Source organism: Variovorax sp. Root318D1 (assembly GCF_001424835.1).
Classification (GTDB): Bacteria; Pseudomonadota; Gammaproteobacteria; order Burkholderiales; family Burkholderiaceae_C; genus Variovorax.
Genome location: NZ_LMCQ01000020.1, coordinates 193,565 through 210,804 on the forward strand (window position 1 = coordinate 193,565; position 17,240 = coordinate 210,804).

The following is a 17,240-nucleotide window of genomic DNA, read 5'->3' on the forward strand; positions in this document are numbered from 1 at the left end:
TAGAAGTCAATAAACGGTACCGAAATACCGCTTTTGTCATCCTAAACCCTGACCCGATCCATGTGTGTCAGCCAAGACGCACAAGCTGATCGCGAAGACGTTCCAAGGTTGCACTGAAATCGCTCAGGCGCTTGCGCTCCTGTTCGATGACAGCCGGTGGTGCCTTAGCTACAAAGGCTTCATTGCCGAGCTTGCCGTTCACTTTCAGGATCTCGCCTTCGATGCGAGCAATTTCCTTGCCTATGCGCGCACGCTCGGCGGCCTTGTCGATCTCCATGTGCAGGCACAGGCGTGCCGTGCCCACCACGGCCACGGGCGCCGCTTCGGCCGCTGCCGACCATGAAGCCTCGTCGTCGAACACTTTCACTTCCTTGAGCTTGGCCAGGGCCTGCAGCACCGGTGCCGCATCGCGCAGGAACGCCGCGCCCTCGGCATCGTCGGCCACCGCATAGAGCGGCAGGCGCACGGCGGGGGACACGTTCATTTCGCCGCGCAGCGTGCGGCACGCATCCACCAGCGCCTTCAGGCGCGCCACGTGCGCTTCGGCTGCTTCGTCGATCTTCCCGGGCTGGCTCTGCGGGTATGTCGCCACCATGATCGATTCGCCCTCGCGTCCTGCGACGGGCGCGACCTTCTGCCACAACTCTTCCGTGATGAACGGAATCACCGGATGCGCAAGGCGCAGCAGTGCCTCGAGCGTGCGGATCAGCGTGCGGCGCGTGGCGCGCTTCTGCGAATCGTCACCGGTCTGGATCTGCACCTTCGCGATCTCGAGGTACCAGTCGCAGAACTCGTCCCAGGCAAACTGGTAGATGGCGTTGGCCACGTTGTCGAGCCGATATTCCTCGAAGCCCTTGGCCACTTCGGCTTCGACGCGCTGCAGCTTCGAGGCGATCCAGAAATCGGCCCGGCTGAACTTCAGGTAGCCGTGGGCCGGTCCGCCGACGGCGCACTCTTCCTTGGTGTGCTCGCGCAGGCCGCAGTCCTGCCCCTCGCAGTTCATCAGCACGAAGCGCGTGGCGTTCCAGAGCTTGTTACAGAAGTTGCGGTAACCCTCGCAGCGCTTGCTGTCGAAATTGATGCTGCGGCCGAGCGATGCGAGCGATGCGAAGGTGAAACGCAGCGCATCGGCGCCAAAGGCCGGAATGCCTTCGGGAAATTCTTTCTGCGTGTTCTTGCGCACCGCGGGTGCGGTCTCGGGCTTGCGCAGGCCTTGCGTGCGCTTGTCGAGCAGCTCGGGCAATGCAATGCCGTCGATCAGGTCGACCGGGTCGAGCACGTTGCCTTCCGACTTGCTCATCTTCTTGCCTTGCGCATCGCGCACCAGGCCGTGGATGTACACGTCCTTGAACGGCACCTTGCCGGTGAAGTGCTTGGTCATCATGATCATCCGGGCGACCCAGAAGAAGATGATGTCGTAGCCCGTCACCAGCACGCTCGAAGGCAGGTACAGCTCCAGGTCCTTCGTCTTCTCGGGCCAGCCGAGCGTGGAGAAGGGCACCAGGGCCGCCGAGTACCAGGTGTCGAGCACGTCTTCGTCGCGGCGCAGCTTCTTGCCCGGGGCCTTGGCCTCGGCCTCTGCCTCGTCATGCGCGACGTACACATTGCCTTCGTCGTCATACCAAGCCGGAATCTGATGGCCCCACCAGAGCTGCCGCGAAATGGTCCAGTCCTGGATGTTCTCCATCCAGTGGTTGTAGGTGTTGACCCAGTTCTCGGGCACGAAGCGCACCTCGCCGGTCTTCACCACGTCGATGGCCTTCTGCGCGATCGACTGGCCGTCGGCACCCGGCCGCGTCATGGCCACATACCACTGGTCGGTGAGCATCGGCTCGACGATGGCGCCCGAGCGCGCGCAGCGCGGCACCATCAGCTTGTGCTTCTTCACTTCGACCATGAGGCCGAGCGCATCGAGGTCGGCCACGATGGCCTTGCGCGCGACGAAGCGGTCCATGCCGCGGTACTTCGCGGGCGCGTTGTCGTTGATGGTCGCATCGAGCGTGAGGATGCCGATCATCTCGAGCTTGTGGCGCTGGCCGACGGCGTAGTCGTTGTAGTCGTGCGCGGGCGTCACCTTTACCACGCCGGTGCCGAACTCCTTGTCGACGTAGTCGTCGGCAATGATGGGGATCAGCCGGTCTACCAGCGGCAGCTTCACGCGCTGGCCGATCAGGTGTTTGTAGCGCTCGTCTTCGGGGTGAACCATCACGGCCGTGTCGCCCAGCATGGTTTCGGGCCGCGTGGTGGCAACGGTCAGCGTGGCGCTCCCGTCTTCCAGCGGATAGGCGATGTGCCAGAGCGAACCGTCTTCCTCTTCGCTTTCCACTTCGAGGTCGCTCACCGAGGTCTTGAGCACCGGGTCCCAGTTGCCCAGGCGCTTGCCGCGGTAGATCAGGCCTTCTTCATAAAGCGAGACGAAGGTTTGCGTGACGACCTTCGAAAGGTCATCGTCCATCGTGAAGTATTCGCGGCTCCAGTCGACCGTGTCGCCCATGCGGCGCATCTGGCCGGTGATGGTGTTGCCGCTCTTTTCCTTCCACTCCCACACCTTCGCGACGAAGTTCTTGCGTGCCTCAGCGGGCGTCGGGCCCATGTCGTGGCGGCTGATCTTCTGTTCCTGCAGCTGCCGTTCCACCACGATCTGCGTGGCGATGCCCGCATGGTCGGTGCCCGGCAGCCAGAGCGTGTTGTCGCCCTTCATGCGGTGGTAGCGCGCGAGGCTGTCCATGATGGTCTGATTGAACGCATGGCCCATGTGCAGCGTGCCCGTCACGTTGGGCGGCGGCAGCTGGATCGCGAACGAATCGGCGCCTTCCTTCGGCTCCTGGGTGCCGCGGAAACCGGCCTTGGCATAGCCGCGCTTTTCCCACTCCGGGCCCCAGTGCGCCTCGATGGCGGCGGGTTCGAACGATTTGGACAGGCTGTCCAGACCAGGCTGGGCGGAAGGGGTGGTGGATTCGCTCATTGGAGATGCAGGGAGATGCAGAACGGCGCCTTCGGGGGAGCCGTGGAGACAAGGGTGGGATAGCCAGCGATTTTACCGGGGCGGCCCCGGGCGAGCCCCACCCCACATAATTCCGGGATGCTCTTCTTGCTTTCCCCTGCGAAGTCGCTCGACTACGACACCCCCGTTCCCGCCGAAATCCCTGCCACCCAACCCCATTTCGAATCCCCGCGCGGCCCTTCGGTCGAATTGATCAAGCTGCTGCGCGAGAAGTCGCCGTTGCAGATTTCGGAGCTCATGCACCTGTCGGACAAGCTCTCTGCCCTCAATGTGGCGCGCTACCAGGCCTGGGCCGGCAAGAGCACGCCGAAGAATGCTCGCCAGGCGGCCTTCGCATTCGACGGCGACGTGTACGGCGGCCTCGATGCCCGCTCGCTCGCGCCGGCCCAGCTGGCCTGGGCGCAGGAGCACCTTTGCATCCTGAGCGGGCTCTATGGCCTGCTGCGTCCGCTCGACCTGCTCCAGCCCTACCGGCTGGAGATGGGCACGCCGCTTGCCAACCGCCATGGCAAGGACCTGTATGCCTTCTGGGGCTCGCGCATTGCGGAGCACCTCAACGAGCGGCTGGCGGCAGACCGCACGCCCGTCGTGGTCAATGTCGCCTCGCAGGAATACTTCAAGTCGGTGGACAGGAAGGCGCTCAAGGCCCGCGTGGTCGAATGCGTGTTCGAGGAATGGAAGGGCGACAAGTACAAGATCGTGAGCTTCTACGCCAAGCGCGCCCGCGGACTGCTCGCGCGCTGGGCGGTGCTGCACAAGGCTGCTACGCCCAAGGCGCTGGAAAAATTCGATCTCGAGGGTTATGGTTTCGATGCCAGCGTATCGACAGCCGAAAGGCTGGTGTTCAGGAGGAAGGCTTGAGATGTCACAGGCGATCAGTCCCGAGCTGAGGGAGTGGCTGGTGTCGCAGCTCGCGGCGGGGCATTCGGTGCCCGCGCTGCGCGCGTCGATGCGCGCAGCCGGCTGGAAGGACGCGGCCACCGATCTCGCGCTGGCTCAACTCGAGGCCGGATTTCCGCACTTGGAAGTGGCTGCGAAGACACCGCGCACCGACATGCCAGGCCCCGACCTCGAAGGCGCGCCGCTCTACATCGATGCGGGCGACCGCCGCGTGCAGGTGCTGCACACCATGCGGCATCCGCGCGTGGTGGTGTTCGGCAACCTGCTTTCGCCGGAGGAATGCGAAGGCCTGATTGCCGCGGCCCGCGTGCGGCTGGCGCGCTCGCTCACGGTCGAAACCCGCACCGGCGGCGAAGTGCTGAACGTCGACCGCACCAGCGAAGGCATGTTCTTCGAGCGCGGCGAGAACGACATCGTCGCGCGCCTGGAGCAGCGCATTTCCGCATTGCTGCGCTGGCCGGTGGAGTTTGGCGAAGGCCTGCAGATCCTGCGCTATGCGCCCGGCGCCCAGTACCGGCCGCACTACGACTACTTCGACCCGGGCGAGCCCGGCACGCCCACCATTCTCAAGCGCGGCGGCCAACGCGTGGCCACGCTCGTGATGTACCTGCAGGAGCCCGAGCAGGGCGGTGCCACCACGTTCCCCGACGTGGGCCTGGAAGTCGCGCCCGTGCGCGGCACCGGCGTGTTCTTCAGCTACGACGAGCCCGACCCTGCCACCCGCACCCTGCATGGCGGGGCACCCGTGCTCGCGGGCGAGAAATGGGTTGCCACCAAGTGGTTGCGCGAGCGCGAATTCAAATAGCCACAAGGAAGCGATGAAAGTCACGGCCAACGGATTGCAGATCGAAGTCGACGACACCGGCGGGGAGGGGCGCCCCGTCATCCTGCTCATCATGGGCCTGGGCATGCAGCTGGTCGCGTGGCCGAACGGCTTCGTGCGGCAACTGGTCGACGCGGGCTTCCGCGTGGTGCGCCACGACAACCGCGACATCGGCCTGAGCCAGGGCTTCGACCATGTCGGTACCGGCAACATCGTCTGGGAAACCGTTCGCCACCGCCTCGGCCTCAAGGTGCGCTCGGCCTACACCCTGCAGGACATGACGCAGGACTCGATCGGCGTGCTCGACGCGCTGGGCATTGCCAAGGCCCACGTCGTCGGGGCCTCCATGGGCGGCATGATCGCGCAGCGCCTTGCCGCCAGTGCGCCGCAGCGAACTGCCAGCCTCGTGAGCATCATGAGTTCGAGCGGCGCGCGCGGCCTGCCCGGTCCGCGCCGCGAAGTCACGGCCATGCTCATGCGCAGGCCCCTGGGCCGCAGCGAGGCCGAGCTCGTGGCACACAGCGTCAAGCTTCTGCGCCTGATCCAGAGCCCGGCGTATCCGCAGACCGACGAGGAACTGGCCGAACGCCTCACCTTCAGCATGCGCCGTTCGTACCGTCCGGCCGGCCTGATGCGGCAGATGCTCGCCATTGGCGCCGATGAAGATCGCCCGCAGATCCTGCCGCGCATCCAGAGACCGACGCTGGTGCTGCACGGCGAAGCCGACGCCCTCGTGCCCATTGCCTGCGGCAAGGATTCGGCGGAGCGCATTCCGGGCTCGAAGTTCATCGCAATTCCCGGCATGGGCCACGACCTGCCGCCCCAGGTCTGCACCATCCTCGCCAACCACATCGCCCCGTTCGCGCATGCCGTGGACGCCAAGGACAAGCAATGAGCCTCGACAACGCCCCCGACAACCCGAACACTCCCGAGCAGTCGCAACTAGGCCGTGCCTCGGCCTACGCAGACAAGTACGACGCCTCGCTGCTGTTTCCGATTTCGCGCGCCACCCAGCGCGAGGCCATGGGCATTACCGGCGCTGTGCTGCCCTTCTTCGGCGCCGATCTCTGGACCGCCTTCGAGGTGAGCTGGCTCAACCTGCGCGGCAAGCCGCAACTGGCCATCGCGCACTTCACCGTGCCTTGCGAAACGCCCAACATCATCGAGAGCAAGTCGTTCAAGCTGTACCTCAACAGCTTCAACAGCACCGCTTTCGCGAGCCTCGATGCCGTGCGCGAACGCCTGCGCACCGACCTGTCCGAAGCGCTCTGGCGCGGCAGCGACCAGTCCGCCGGCATCGGCGTGAAGCTGCTGGCGCCCGACATGTTCGACCGCGAGCCGGTGCACGAACTCGACGGCCTCGATCTGGACCGGCTCGACATCGAGTGCACCCACTACCAGCCCGCGCCCGAGCTGCTGTCCAGCGACACCACCCAGCCGCCGGTGAACGAAACGCTCACCAGCCGCCTGCTCAAGAGCAATTGCCTCGTCACCGGCCAACCCGACTGGGGCAGCGTGCAGATCCGCTACAGCGGCCCCGCCATCGACCAGGCCGGCCTCCTGGCGTACATCGTGAGCTTTCGCAACCACAACGAGTTTCACGAACCCTGCGTCGAGCGCATGTTCACCGACATATGGCGCCAGTGCCAGCCCAACAAGCTTGCGGTGTATGCGCGCTATACGCGGCGCGGCGGGCTCGACATCAATCCCTTCCGCACCAGCTGGCCGCAGGCGCTGCCGCCCAACATCCGTACCGCGCGGCAATAAGCAGAGCGCGCGCCGCCGAAGCCCCTCTTCGGAAATCAGAAACTCGCTGCCGCGCGCCTGTGGCATTCTGGATCTGCCCGTGAACCGCGGGCGGATTTCCCGGAGCAGACACACATGGTTGAAGGAAAAGTAGTCGTCGTCACCGGCGCGGGCGGCGGCATCGGGCGCGACATCGCGCTGGCCATGGCCAGCCACGGTGCCAAGGTGGTGGTGAACGACATCGGCGCCGCGCTCGATGGAGAGGGCGGCAGCGCCGGCCCGGCGCAGCAGGTGGTCGACGAGATCCGCGCAGCGGGCGGGCAGGCCGTGCCCAACACCGACAGCGTGGCCGATGCGGCCAGCGCGGCGCGCATCGTCGAATGCGCGGTCGAGAGCTTCGGCCGCATCGACGCCGTGATCAACAACGCCGGCATCCTGCGCGACCGCTTCTTCCACAAGATGTCGGTCGACGAATGGGACGCCGTGATCAAGGTGCACCTCTACGGCGCTTACTACGTGAGCCGCGCGGCGGCCACGCACTTCAAGGAGCAGAACTCGGGCGCGCTGGTGCACATGACGTCAACTTCGGGCCTCATCGGCAACTACGGCCAGGCCAACTACGCGGCGGCCAAGCTCGGGATCGCGGCGCTGTCGAAGTCCATTGCGCTCGACATGCTCAAGTTCAACGTGCGCTCCAACTGCATTGCGCCCTTTGCGTGGAGCCGCATGATCGGCGCGATTCCCACCGACACCGACGAGCAGCGCGCCCGTGTCGACAAGATCAAGCAGATGACGCCCGCCAAGGTGGCGCCGCTCGCGGTGTATCTGGCGAGCGAGGCGGCCAGCGCGGTCAACGGCCAGATCTTCTCGGTGCGCAACAACGAGATCTCGCTCATCAGCCAGCCGCGGCCGGTGCGCTCCATCCACCGCTCTGAAGGCTGGACGCCCCAGAGCATTGCCGAGCACGCCATGCCCGCCATGCGCGCGAGCTTCTATCCGCTGGACCGCTCGGCGGACGTGTTCAGCTGGGACCCCGTCTGAGGCCAGGCTGCTGAGGTCAAACCCTGAGGCCGGTGCACCCGGCGCCATTCGCCGGACAATGTGTGCTTCTATCTCTTGTGGCGCGCTTGTCCGGTGAACCTGCATTTCGACCTGTTCGACCTGAAACTGTTCGTCTACGTGGCCGAGGCGCGCAGCCTCACGCGCGGCGCCGAAAAAGCCTGCATCTCGCTCGCGGCGGCCTCCACGCGCATCAAGCAGATGGAAGAAGCCGTGGGCGGCAAGCTGCTGCACCGCAGCGCGCAGGGCGTGAGCCTCACGGCCGCGGGCCAAGCGGTGCTCTACCACGCCAAGCGCGTGATGCAGCAGATGGAGCACCTCCGATGCGACATGCAGGACTTCGGCAAGGGCATCAAGGGCCACGTGCGCGTGTTCGCCAACACCACCTCCATCACCGAATACCTGCCGCAGAAGCTGGCCGGCTTTCTCACGCAACATCCGGCCGTGCAGGTGGACCTGCGCGAATACCTGAGCGAAGAAATCGTGCGCGCGGTGGCCGACGGCGAGGCCGACATCGGCATCCTGGCCGGCGATGTGCACACCGGGGAATTCGACGCGCGTCCCTTCGGCCGCAACCAACTCGTGCTGGTGGTGCCCCTTAACCACCACCTGGCGGGCGCACCCTCGGTGGCCTTTGCCGACACGCTCGACGAGCAGCACGTGGGCCTGCATCACGGCAGCGCCATCCACCGCTTTTTGCAGCGCCGTGCCGAGCTGGCCGGCCGCGGCTTCAACCCGCGCATCCAGGTCAGCAGCTTCGAGGCGATCTGCCTGATGATCGAGGCGGGCGTGGGTGTCGGCGTGCTGCCGGCCTCATCGGCGCAGCGGCTGTCGATGGCGATGCGGATCTCGACCGTCGCCCTCAGCGATGCGTGGGCGGAGCGCGAACTCAAGCTCATTGCGCGCGACCGCGAACAGCTGCCGGCCTCGGCGCGCGAGCTGTTCGATCATCTGATCGCGCAGTAGCTTGCGCGTGCGCCGTGCTGCCTTCAGGGCAGCCAGCGTTCCACGCGCGGTGCGTCGGCCAGTTGCCAGATGCGCTGGCACAACGCCTTGGCTTCGTCAGCCGTGGCGCCTTCGCCGTAGTGCGTCAGGCGCTGCATCTTGTCCTCGATCTCGGCGCGGCTCAGGGTGTTGCCCGGATCGCCCTTGGGCTCGTCGACACGGCCTTGCAGCGTGCGGCCATCGCGGGTCTGCACGCTGACCTTGCCGATCCAGCGCGCGGGGTAGGCGGTGTCGACCTCGGCATCGAGTTCCATCACCACTTTGTCGCGGAACGCGGCCACCTCGGGCGCGAGAAAGTCGCGGTCGAATTCGCCGAGGCCCGCGCGGCCGTGTACCGCGATAAGGCCGAGCACGGTCCCCATAGAGAACTTGCCCTGATGCACCGTGGCCGGCACCGTGACACGGCCCAGCACGTCAATGGCACCTTGATGCACGTGCGTGGTCACGCGAGCCACGTCGTCGTGCTTCAGGTTGTTCTGCGCCATCACCTGCAGCAGCGCGTCGGCTGCGGGATGCGTGTGTCGGCAGGATGCGTGGTACTTGAACGAGGTTTCAGCCAACGCCCAGCGCGTGCCGAGGCGGTCGGTGAGCTTCGCGGGATCGGCGTCGCTCGACATACCGACGCCAAGCCCTTGTGCGCCTTCGAGTACCTTGGCGGCGCCCGTGAAACCGTCCTGCGCAAGATAGGCCGACATCAGTCCGCTGGCAGCCGCATGCGCGCAGTGCAGCTGCTTGGAATCGGCCGCGTCGCGCAAGAACTCCCACACACCCGCCGACTGCGTACCGGCCGAGCCGAAGGCGTGCAGCATCTGCTGTGGCGTGAGCTTCAACAAGCTGCCCACCGCGGCCGCTGCGGCCAGCGTGCCTGCCGTCGCGGTCGTGTGAAAGGTCCTGTAGTGGGAGCGGCCGAGAAACTCGCCGACGCGAATGCCGACCTCGTAGCCCGCGACCACCGCGGTCAGCAACTGCGCACCGCTTGCACCCAGGCTCTGCGCCACGGCCAGCGCGGGCGCGATGACCACGGCCGCGGGATGGAAGACCGAGCCGTTGTGCACATCGTCCTGTTCCACGTAGTGCGAGGCCGCCGCGTTCACGAGCGCGGCAAACACCGGCGAGCTGGTGCGGCGCGAGGTCAGGATTTCGCTCGGTCCATCGGCGGGCCCCATCACCTGCGCAAAGCGCTCGATGCTGCGCACCGGTCGCGCAGTGCGGGCCGCAAGCACCGAGCCCAGCCAATCAAGCATCAGGTCTTCGGTGCGGCGCAGCACCGGAGCCGGAATGTCCGCGAACTTCAACTCGGCTGCAAAAGTGGCCAAGGTCTGGCTGGGATGATTCGATGAAGTCATGAGAGGCCTTCAGAACGAACGGGGCAGGCCGAGCATGTGTTCCGCCACGTAGCTCAGGATGAGGTTGGTCGAGATCGGCGCCACCTGGTAGAGCCGCGTCTCGCGGAACTTGCGTTCGATGTCGTATTCGCACGCAAAGCCGAATCCGCCATGGAACTGCAGGCAGGCATTGGCCGCCTCCCAGCTGGCTTTGGCCGCGAGGTACTTCGCCATGTTGGCCTGCGCGCCGCAGGGCTCGCGCGCATCGAACAAACGGCAGGCTTCGTAGCGCATCAGGTTCGCGGCTTCGATCTCGATGAAGGCCTCGGCAATCGGAAACTGCACGCCCTGGTTCTGTCCGATGGGACGGCCGAACACCACGCGCTCCTTGGTGTAGGCCGTCACCTTGTCGATGAACCAGTAGCCGTCGCCGATGCACTCGGCCGCAATCAGCGTGCGTTCGGCATTGAGACCGTCCAGGATGTACTTGAAGCCCTGGCCTTCCTCGCCGATCAGGTTCTCGGCCGGGATCTCGAGGTTCTCGAAGAAGAGCTCGTTGGTCTCGTGATTCACCATGTTCAGGATGGGCCGCACCGTCATGCCATTGCCGATGGCTTCGCGCAGGTCGACGATGAAGATCGACATGCCTTCTGACTTCTTCTTCACGTCCGCGAGCGGCGTGGTGCGCGCCAGCAAGATCATCAGGTCCGAATGCTGGATGCGCGAGATCCACACCTTCTGCCCATTGATGACGTAGCGGTCGCCCTTTTTCACGGCCGTGGTCTTGATCTTGGTGGTGTCGGTGCCGGTGCTGGGCTCGGTCACGCCCATCGACTGCAGGCGCAGTTCGCCGGTGGCAATGCGCGGCAGGTAGTTGCGCTTTTGCGCCTCGCTGCCGTGGCGCAGCAGCGTGCCCATGTTGTACATCTGGCCGTGGCAGGCGCCCGAGTTGCCGCCCGCGCGGTTGATCTCCTCCATGATCACCGAGGCTTCGGTGAGCCCAAGGCCGGAGCCGCCGTACTCCTGCGGAATGAGCGCGGCCATCCAGCCGGCCTTGGTGAGCGCGTCGACGAACTCGGCGGGGTAGCCGCGCGCTTCGTCGACCTTGCGGAAGTATTCGTTCGGGAACTGCGCGCACAGGTCGCGCACGGCGTCGCGAATGTCGGCAAAGCGGGTGTCGTTGTGGCTGTTCATCTCGTTCAATCCTGGCGCGGACCGCCGGCTTCCTTCTCTACACGTTGCCAGATCTCGATCGCCATCGGGTCGTCGATCTCCTCGAGGATGTGGCCCACGAGCCCGATGGCGCGCGCCATCACGCCGAAGCCGCGAATGATCTTCCAGGGAAAGCCGAACTCGGCGGCAATCGCGCCGATGGCGCCGGTGGCATTGATGGGCAGCGACTTGCCCGAAACGCGCTCGGCCTCCAGCTGCACCGCCTGCATCAGCGCGACGTAATGTCCGGAAAGGCCGTTCTCCTCGGCAATCTGGAACAGTCGCGGCGTGCGCGGGTCGATGGGCTTGTGCAGCGGATGCCCGAGGCCCGGCACGATCTGCTTGCGCGCGCGGTGGTCGGCGACGATCTCCTGCGCCATTTCGGCGAGCGGCCGCGTCGGTTTCTCGCCGAAAGGGATGGCCTCGTAAAGCATCTTCGCCGCGCCCTCGGTGCTGCCCACGAACACCGTGCCCAGCCCACACAGACCGGTGGCCACGGCGGCCTGCAATGCTTCGGGCGCACCCGCGTAGGTGAGGCGCGCGGCCAGCGCGCTCGGCGTGACGCCGTGCTCGACCAGCGTGACAACGATGGCGTTGAAGGTGACGGATTCCTGCGGCGTCGGGATGCGGCCGGTGAGCTCCAGGAAGGCCATGTCCCCGAGGTTCAGGTGGCCGAGGATCTCGGAGGGCAGGTCGCGCCCACGCACGGTGATCTTGTCGGGCGTGCTGTGGCCGAGTTCGGTGTGCAGGGATTTCTTGATCTTTGTAGGCATGCGCCGAATCTATGCCGCCAGCGCGTGAGGCGGTTCTGTGTTTGCGAAACCCTCCCTTCGGCAAATGCAAATGCCGTGCGGCGGCCCGTTCTGTCACGCTGCGGCGATGGACATCGAATCACTCTCCGCCATGCGCGAAGCCGCGCTCGACTACTTCGTTCGCAGCCGTTCGATCCAGCGGCGGCGCGAGCGCATGGAGCGGCCCGACGCCGACGAGGCGCAGGGCTGGAGCGCCATCGCCGAACTGGGGTGGACCGGCATGCTCGCCCCCGAATCCGCGGGCGGCCTGGGCCTGGATCTCGCGGGCGCGGCGCAAATCCTTCGGGCCGCGGGCGAGCACGTCGCGCCCGAGCCGCTACTGGCAGTGGCCGGCCTCAGTGCACTGCTGCTTGCTCGGCTCGGCACGCCGCGCGCAGAGGCGCTGCTGGCGGAGTTGGTGGCGGGCCGCAGCCTGCCTGCGCTGGCTTGGCAGGAGAGCGCGGGCGACCTGAGCGCCGTACCCCTGGCCTGCGGCTGCGAGCCGCGCGCGGGGCATGCCGGCGGCGTGCTGCTGCAGGGCGAAAAGCTCATGGTGTTGCCCGGCGCGGCGGCCAGCGGCTGGCTGGTATCGGCGCGCGGCAGCGACGATGCGGTGTTGCTTTGGGTGCCACGCGGGACCGCCGGCGTGAGTGAAACGCTAGTGCCGCTGGTGGACGGCGGGCAGGCCGCGAACCTGCGCTTCGAGCAGGTGGCGCTGCCGTCGGAATCGGTGCTGGCCGAAGGGCCGGCCGCGCAGGACGCGCTGCGCCAAGCGCTCGCAGCCGGCCAGATCCTGCAGGCGGCCGAGCTGTTGGGCGTGGGGCAGGCCATGCTCGCGCAGACGCTGGCGTATCTGCGCACCCGTTGGCAGTTCGGCAAACTCATCGGCAGCTTTCAGGCGCTGCAGCACCGCTGCGTGGACATGTTCATTCATCTCGAAGTGGCGCAGGCTGCGCTCGACGAGGTGCTGGCACTGGCGAGTCAGGCGCTCACCGCCGAGCGGCTCGAAGCCGAAGCCAGCCGTATCAATGCCCGCTGCACCGCCGCCGCGCTGCAGGCCTCGCGCACGGCAGTGCAGCTGCACGGCGCCATCGGCTACACGCAAGAGTGCGACCTGAGCCTCTACTACAAGCGCACGCTGTGCCTTGCGGCGTGGCTCGGCAATGCAGCTGCGCACCAGCGGCGCCATGCCGCACTCGCCAGTGGCGTGGAAGCGCGGACCAGCGTCGCCGAATGGCAAGGCGAGTTTCCGCGCAGCGCCGACTGGGCTGCGATGCCCGAGGCCGAGTTCCGGCGCATGGTGCGCGCCTTTCTGCAGCAGCGCTATCCGCAGCACCTGCGCTACCTCTCGCACCGTGCGCGCTGGAGCGAGATCCGAGAGTGGTACCTCACGTTGTCGGAGCAAGGCTGGATCGCGCCGGCCTGGCCTCAGACACATGGCGGGATGGGGCTGCCCGCGGACAAGCTCATCGCATGGATCGAGGAAGTCGAGCAGTACGGCGTCGCACGCGCGCCGGACCAGGGCATCGTGATGATCGGACCGCTCCTGATCCAGCACGGCACGCCCGAACAGCAGCAGCGCTTTCTGCCGCGCATCCTCCGCGGCGAGCATGTGTGGTGCCAGGGTTATTCGGAGCCCAACGCGGGTTCCGACCTGGCCGGGCTGCGCACCGAGGCCGTGGCGGGGCGCGACGCCGAGGGCGATCACTTCATGGTCAACGGCCAGAAGATCTGGACCACGCTGGCGCAGGACGCCAACCACATCTTCATGCTCGTGCGCACCGACAAGGCCGCGCGCAAGCAGGAGGGCATCAGTTTCCTGCTGTGCGACCTGCGCACGTCGGGCATCACGGTGCGCCCGATCCACACGCTCGCGGGCGAGCCCGAGTTCTGCGAGGTGTTCTTCGACAACGTGCGCGTGCCGGCCGAGAACCTCGTGGGCAAGCTGCATGGCGGCTGGACCATTGCGAAGGCGCTGCTGGGCTTCGAGCGCATCTTTCTTGGCAGCCCCAAGCAGTCGCAGTACGCGCTGGGCCAGCTTGCGCGGCTGGCAGAGGCGCGGCGTCTCTTTGCCGACCCGGTGTTCGCGCAGCGCTTTGCGGCACTGCGGCTCGACGTGCTCGATTTGTCGGCGGCGTACACCGGTTTTGCCGACATCGTGCGCGCGGGCAAGCCGCTTCCGGCTTCGGTGTCGCTGTTGAAGATCTGGGCCAGCGAAACCTACCACCGCATCGGCGCATTGCTGGTCGAGGCAGGCGAAGAGCAGGGCGCGGTCGCGGGCGACCAGGTGCTCGACGGCCAGAGCTTCAATGTGCTGTCCCCGCTGATCGGCTCGACGGCCGCAATGATCTACGGCGGCACCAACGAGATACAGCGCAACATCCTCGCGCGGCAGGTTCTGGACCTGCCGACCTGATCGATGTGAGATGCGGCCGAAGAAATACACAACAGGAGACAACCCCATGCAATCGATCAACTTCACACGGCGCCATGCCATGGCCGCGATGGCCGCTAGCGCACTCGGCGCCGCGTTGCCTTCGCGCGCCTTGGCACAGCAGCAACCACAGCAGCTGCCGCCGCTCATCAAGCTGGTGGTCGGCTACTCCGCAGGTGGTCCGGTCGACGGCGCAGCACGGCTGCTCGCGCCGGCGCTCGCCCAGGAGCTCGGCACGCAGGTCATCGTGGACAACCGCCCGGGTGCCAGCGGCTCGGTGGGCGGCGACGCGGTGGCCAAGGCCGCGCCCGACGGCGCCCTGCTTTTCTTCGGCGCGAGCCCGACGATCACCATCAATCCGAACATCCAGCGCAAGATGCCCTTCGACCCGATGAAGGATCTGACCCCCATCGCGCCGTTGGTCGATTACACCAACGTGCTCGTGGTCAACAAGGATCTGCCCGTGCAGAGCGTGGCCGAACTGCTGGCCTATGCGAAGGCACAGCCGGGCAAGCTGTTCTATGGCTCGGCCGGCATTGGCGCATCGAACCACCTGAGCGGCGCGCTGCTCGAGAAGATGACCGGCGTGCAGCTGACGCACGTGCCGTACAAGGGCAGCGCCCCCGCGCTGGCCGACGTGATGGGCGGCACCGTGCCCATGATGTTCGACATCATCGCCACCTCGCGGCCCTTCATACAGTCGGGCAAGCTGCGTGCGCTGGCCGTCACCTCGCGCCAGCGCAACCGCATGCTGCCCGATGTGCCGACCATGATCGAGTCGGGCGTGGCCGGCTACGACGTGGGCGGCTGGTTCGGCCTCTATGGACCCGCGCGCATGGACCCGGCGCTGGTGGCCCGCATCAATGCGGCCGCGCACAAGGCGCTGGCGCGCGAGGACATTGCCAATCGGCTGCGCGAACAGGGCTACGAGGTCTGGAGCGGCGGCGCGGATCTGCTGGCGGCCAAGGGCCAGGCTGACCGCAAGCTCTGGGCCACGGCGTCCAAGGGCATCGAGGCGGAATAGCCGATGGCACCTACGCGAATTCACGAACTGCTCGAGACGCGCGCCTTGCGCACGCCCGAAACGGTCTTTCTCTTCGAGCCGGCGGGCACCGTGTCGTATGCCGGGTTGCAGGCCATGGCCGAGGCGGCCGCGCAAGACCTGCTGGCCGTCGGCGTGCGGCCGACCGACCGTGTGCTGCTGGTGGCCGAGAACTGCGTCGCTCACATCGCGCTGCTCATGGCGTGCAGCCGTGTTGGTGCGTGGTCGTGCGGCGTCAACGCGCGCATGTCGCCGGGCGAGATCGCGGCCATTGCAGAGCGCGCCGACGCGCGGCTGTGCTACTTCACGGCCGATGCTTCGGACGCCGCGCGCCAGCATGCGAGCCGCGCCGGCGCGGTGCCCTGCGCGCTGCCCGGCGTGATGCGCTCGGCCGTGCGCGCCGAAGCCCGGCCGGAGACCGATCCCGCGCTGGCGGACACGGCCGCCATCATCTTCACCTCGGGCACTTCGGGCACGCCGAAGGGCGTGATGGTGTCGCACCACGGGCTGCTGCATTTCGGCCGCGTCTCGGCGCGCGCGCGCTCGTTGGGTGAACGGGACCGGGTCTACGCTTTCCTGCCGATGACTCACATCTTTGGCATTGGCACGGTTCTCGTTGCCGCGCTCACCGGCGGCGCCGCGCTGGTGCTGCGAGCGAGCTTCTCACCGGCCGACATGCTGCACGCACTGGAACACGATGAGGTGTCGAACCTGCTGGGGCCGCCCACGATGTATGCGCGCCTCTTGGCCCACATCGAGGCGGAGCGCATCGTGCCGTGCTTTCCGGCGCTTCGCTATGTGTATACCGGCTCGGCGCCGCTCGACCTGGGACTCAAGCAGCGCGTGGAGACGCTGTTCGGCCAGCCGCTGCATTACGGCTACGGCCTGTCGGAGTACGCAGGCTCGGTGTTCCTCACGCGGGTCGAGGCGCCGCGGGCGGACACGGCGGCGGGCTATGTGGTCGAAGGCGGAGAGGCGCGCATCATGGACCCCGATCGAAAGGATCTCGTGCCGGGCGAAACCGGCGAGATCTGGCTGCGCGGGCCCGGCCTGATGCTGGGCTACTTTCGCGATGCCGCGGCCACGGCGCAAGTCATGCGGCCGGGCGGCTGGTATGCGAGCGGCGACCTCGGGCGCTTCGACGCGGACGGCGCGCTGTTCGTGGTCGGGCGGCTCAAGGAAATGATCATCCGCTCGGGCTTCAACGTGTATCCCGCGGAGATCGAAACCGTGATTGGCCGCTTTGCAGGCGTGCACCTTTGCGCCGTGGTGGGCGTGCCCGAAGCCGACGGCAACGAGCAGATCGTCGCGTTCCTCGAGATGAAGCCTGGCGCGGCGCTTGACGAGCCCGCGTTGCGCGCTTACATGGCGGAACATCTGTCGCCCTACAAGCGGCCCGCGCGCATCGAGACCATCGACGCGATGCCCACGACGGCCAACGGCAAGGTGCTCAAACGCGAGCTGCAGGCGCGCTGCGGCTAAAGCGTCTCCCAGCCTCGCGCCGGTTTCGGACATTTCCTGCAAGGAGCCGCGCCGCCGTCCGCCAGTCCCGACGAGGATGCGCGCGCATTGTTCCTGCATCGTTCAGAAAATACAGGAAGCACGCCATGGCAGACGACCTGAGCAAGCGCGGCCCGCAGGACCAGACCCGAATCAATGTCAATGAGCCGCACGAGGTGCGCTACTGGACCCAGACGCTGGGCGTGACCGAGGCGCAACTGCGCTCGGCCGTCGCAGCCGCGGGCGTCCAAGTAAAAGACGTGCGGGTCTATCTCGGCAAACCCTGATCCAATCCGCTGCCTTTGCCGCGGCTGTGCACCCGGGGCGCGATCGCGGATCCCCGGTGCGTAGGTACGCTCCTACACCCGGCCATCGAGGGGGGCCCGATACTTCCTGCCA

Annotated in this window: 14 protein-coding genes; 10 read left to right on the forward strand and 4 right to left on the reverse strand. The window is 66.7% G+C overall.

The features are described 5' to 3' along the window. Positions 1-67: 67 nt before the first annotated feature. On the reverse strand, positions 68-2,965 hold the full coding sequence (locus tag ASC78_RS17765) for a valine--tRNA ligase (protein WP_055803951.1): 2,898 nt from the start codon (positions 2,963-2,965) through the stop codon (positions 68-70). A gap of 117 nt (positions 2,966-3,082) precedes the next feature. Between ASC78_RS17765 and yaaA the strand changes: the two genes are divergently transcribed. The 6 genes from yaaA to ASC78_RS17795 all read left to right on the forward strand — a co-directional run bounded on the left by yaaA (position 3,083) and on the right by ASC78_RS17795 (position 8,498). Next, positions 3,083-3,865, forward strand: coding sequence for a peroxide stress protein YaaA (gene yaaA / locus ASC78_RS17770; protein ID WP_055803954.1), 783 nt, complete (start codon positions 3,083-3,085; stop codon positions 3,863-3,865). 1 nt (position 3,866) lies between these two features. Then, positions 3,867-4,709: a 2OG-Fe(II) oxygenase gene (locus ASC78_RS17775; RefSeq protein WP_055803958.1), complete on the forward strand. Its 843-nt coding sequence runs from the start codon at positions 3,867-3,869 to the stop codon at positions 4,707-4,709. A gap of 13 nt (positions 4,710-4,722) precedes the next feature. After that, positions 4,723-5,622, forward strand: coding sequence for an alpha/beta fold hydrolase (locus ASC78_RS17780; protein ID WP_055803961.1), 900 nt, complete (start codon positions 4,723-4,725; stop codon positions 5,620-5,622). Then, positions 5,619-6,494 (forward strand): NADPH-dependent 7-cyano-7-deazaguanine reductase QueF, encoded by an 876-nt coding sequence (gene queF / locus ASC78_RS17785; protein WP_055803964.1) that lies wholly within the window; start codon positions 5,619-5,621, stop codon positions 6,492-6,494. Before ASC78_RS17780 ends, queF begins: the two co-directional genes overlap by 4 nt. Positions 6,495-6,608: 114 nt before the next feature. Further along, positions 6,609-7,514, forward strand: a complete 906-nt coding sequence (locus ASC78_RS17790) for an SDR family NAD(P)-dependent oxidoreductase (RefSeq protein ID WP_055803967.1) — start codon at positions 6,609-6,611, stop codon at positions 7,512-7,514. 93 nt (positions 7,515-7,607) lie between these two features. Then, the gene (locus ASC78_RS17795; RefSeq protein ID WP_055803970.1) at positions 7,608-8,498 is read left to right on the forward strand and encodes a LysR substrate-binding domain-containing protein; all 891 of its coding nucleotides are present in this window, start codon (positions 7,608-7,610) and stop codon (positions 8,496-8,498) included. Positions 8,499-8,521: 23 nt separating this feature from the next. On the opposite strand, the gene ASC78_RS17800 is transcribed toward ASC78_RS17795, so the two are convergent. The 3 genes from ASC78_RS17800 to ASC78_RS17810 are packed head-to-tail and all read right to left on the reverse strand — an operon-like array spanning position 8,522 to position 11,847. After that, entirely contained in the window at positions 8,522-9,883 is a 1,362-nt protein-coding gene (locus ASC78_RS17800; RefSeq protein ID WP_055803973.1) for an MmgE/PrpD family protein, read from the reverse strand. A gap of 9 nt (positions 9,884-9,892) precedes the next feature. After that, a complete protein-coding gene (locus ASC78_RS17805; RefSeq protein ID WP_055803976.1) occupies positions 9,893-11,056 on the reverse strand; it encodes an acyl-CoA dehydrogenase family protein in 1,164 nt (387 codons plus the stop codon). 5 nt (positions 11,057-11,061) lie between these two features. Continuing rightward, positions 11,062-11,847: a citryl-CoA lyase gene (locus ASC78_RS17810; RefSeq protein ID WP_055803980.1), complete on the reverse strand. Its 786-nt coding sequence runs from the start codon at positions 11,845-11,847 to the stop codon at positions 11,062-11,064. Positions 11,848-11,953: 106 nt separating this feature from the next. Here ASC78_RS17810 and ASC78_RS17815 point away from each other — a divergent pair, with 106 nt between their 5' ends. From ASC78_RS17815 to ASC78_RS17830, 4 genes are all read left to right on the forward strand, one after another. Continuing rightward, positions 11,954-14,281 carry an acyl-CoA dehydrogenase gene (locus ASC78_RS17815; protein WP_055803983.1) on the forward strand — a complete coding sequence of 776 codons (2,328 nt, stop codon included), beginning with the start codon at positions 11,954-11,956 and terminating at the stop codon, positions 14,279-14,281. 46 nt (positions 14,282-14,327) lie between these two features. Further along, positions 14,328-15,323 carry a Bug family tripartite tricarboxylate transporter substrate binding protein gene (locus ASC78_RS17820; RefSeq protein WP_055803985.1) on the forward strand — a complete coding sequence of 332 codons (996 nt, stop codon included), beginning with the start codon at positions 14,328-14,330 and terminating at the stop codon, positions 15,321-15,323. A 3-nt stretch (positions 15,324-15,326) separates the two neighbouring features. After that, positions 15,327-16,823 carry a class I adenylate-forming enzyme family protein gene (locus ASC78_RS17825; RefSeq protein ID WP_055803988.1) on the forward strand — a complete coding sequence of 499 codons (1,497 nt, stop codon included), beginning with the start codon at positions 15,327-15,329 and terminating at the stop codon, positions 16,821-16,823. A gap of 125 nt (positions 16,824-16,948) precedes the next feature. Then, on the forward strand, positions 16,949-17,128 hold the full coding sequence (locus ASC78_RS17830; protein ID WP_055803992.1) for a DUF3606 domain-containing protein: 180 nt from the start codon (positions 16,949-16,951) through the stop codon (positions 17,126-17,128). Positions 17,129-17,240 lie beyond the last annotated feature (112 nt).

Bases quoted from the DNA above. Each gene is read 5' to 3' on its own strand.
- ASC78_RS17765 (WP_055803951.1), bottom strand. From the start codon at position 2,965: ATGAGCGAATCCACCACCCCTTCCGCCCAGCCTGGTCTGGACAGCCTG.
- yaaA (WP_055803954.1), top strand. From the start codon at position 3,083: ATGCTCTTCTTGCTTTCCCCTGCGAAGTCGCTCGACTACGACACCCCC.
- ASC78_RS17775 (WP_055803958.1), top strand. From the start codon at position 3,867: ATGTCACAGGCGATCAGTCCCGAGCTGAGGGAGTGGCTGGTGTCGCAG.
- ASC78_RS17780 (WP_055803961.1), top strand. From the start codon at position 4,723: ATGAAAGTCACGGCCAACGGATTGCAGATCGAAGTCGACGACACCGGC.
- queF (WP_055803964.1), top strand. From the start codon at position 5,619: ATGAGCCTCGACAACGCCCCCGACAACCCGAACACTCCCGAGCAGTCG.
- ASC78_RS17790 (WP_055803967.1), top strand. From the start codon at position 6,609: ATGGTTGAAGGAAAAGTAGTCGTCGTCACCGGCGCGGGCGGCGGCATC.
- ASC78_RS17800 (WP_055803973.1), bottom strand. From the start codon at position 9,883: ATGACTTCATCGAATCATCCCAGCCAGACCTTGGCCACTTTTGCAGCC.
- ASC78_RS17805 (WP_055803976.1), bottom strand. From the start codon at position 11,056: ATGAACAGCCACAACGACACCCGCTTTGCCGACATTCGCGACGCCGTG.
- ASC78_RS17810 (WP_055803980.1), bottom strand. From the start codon at position 11,847: ATGCCTACAAAGATCAAGAAATCCCTGCACACCGAACTCGGCCACAGC.
- ASC78_RS17815 (WP_055803983.1), top strand. From the start codon at position 11,954: ATGGACATCGAATCACTCTCCGCCATGCGCGAAGCCGCGCTCGACTAC.
- ASC78_RS17820 (WP_055803985.1), top strand. From the start codon at position 14,328: ATGCAATCGATCAACTTCACACGGCGCCATGCCATGGCCGCGATGGCC.
- ASC78_RS17825 (WP_055803988.1), top strand. From the start codon at position 15,327: ATGGCACCTACGCGAATTCACGAACTGCTCGAGACGCGCGCCTTGCGC.
- ASC78_RS17830 (WP_055803992.1), top strand. From the start codon at position 16,949: ATGGCAGACGACCTGAGCAAGCGCGGCCCGCAGGACCAGACCCGAATC.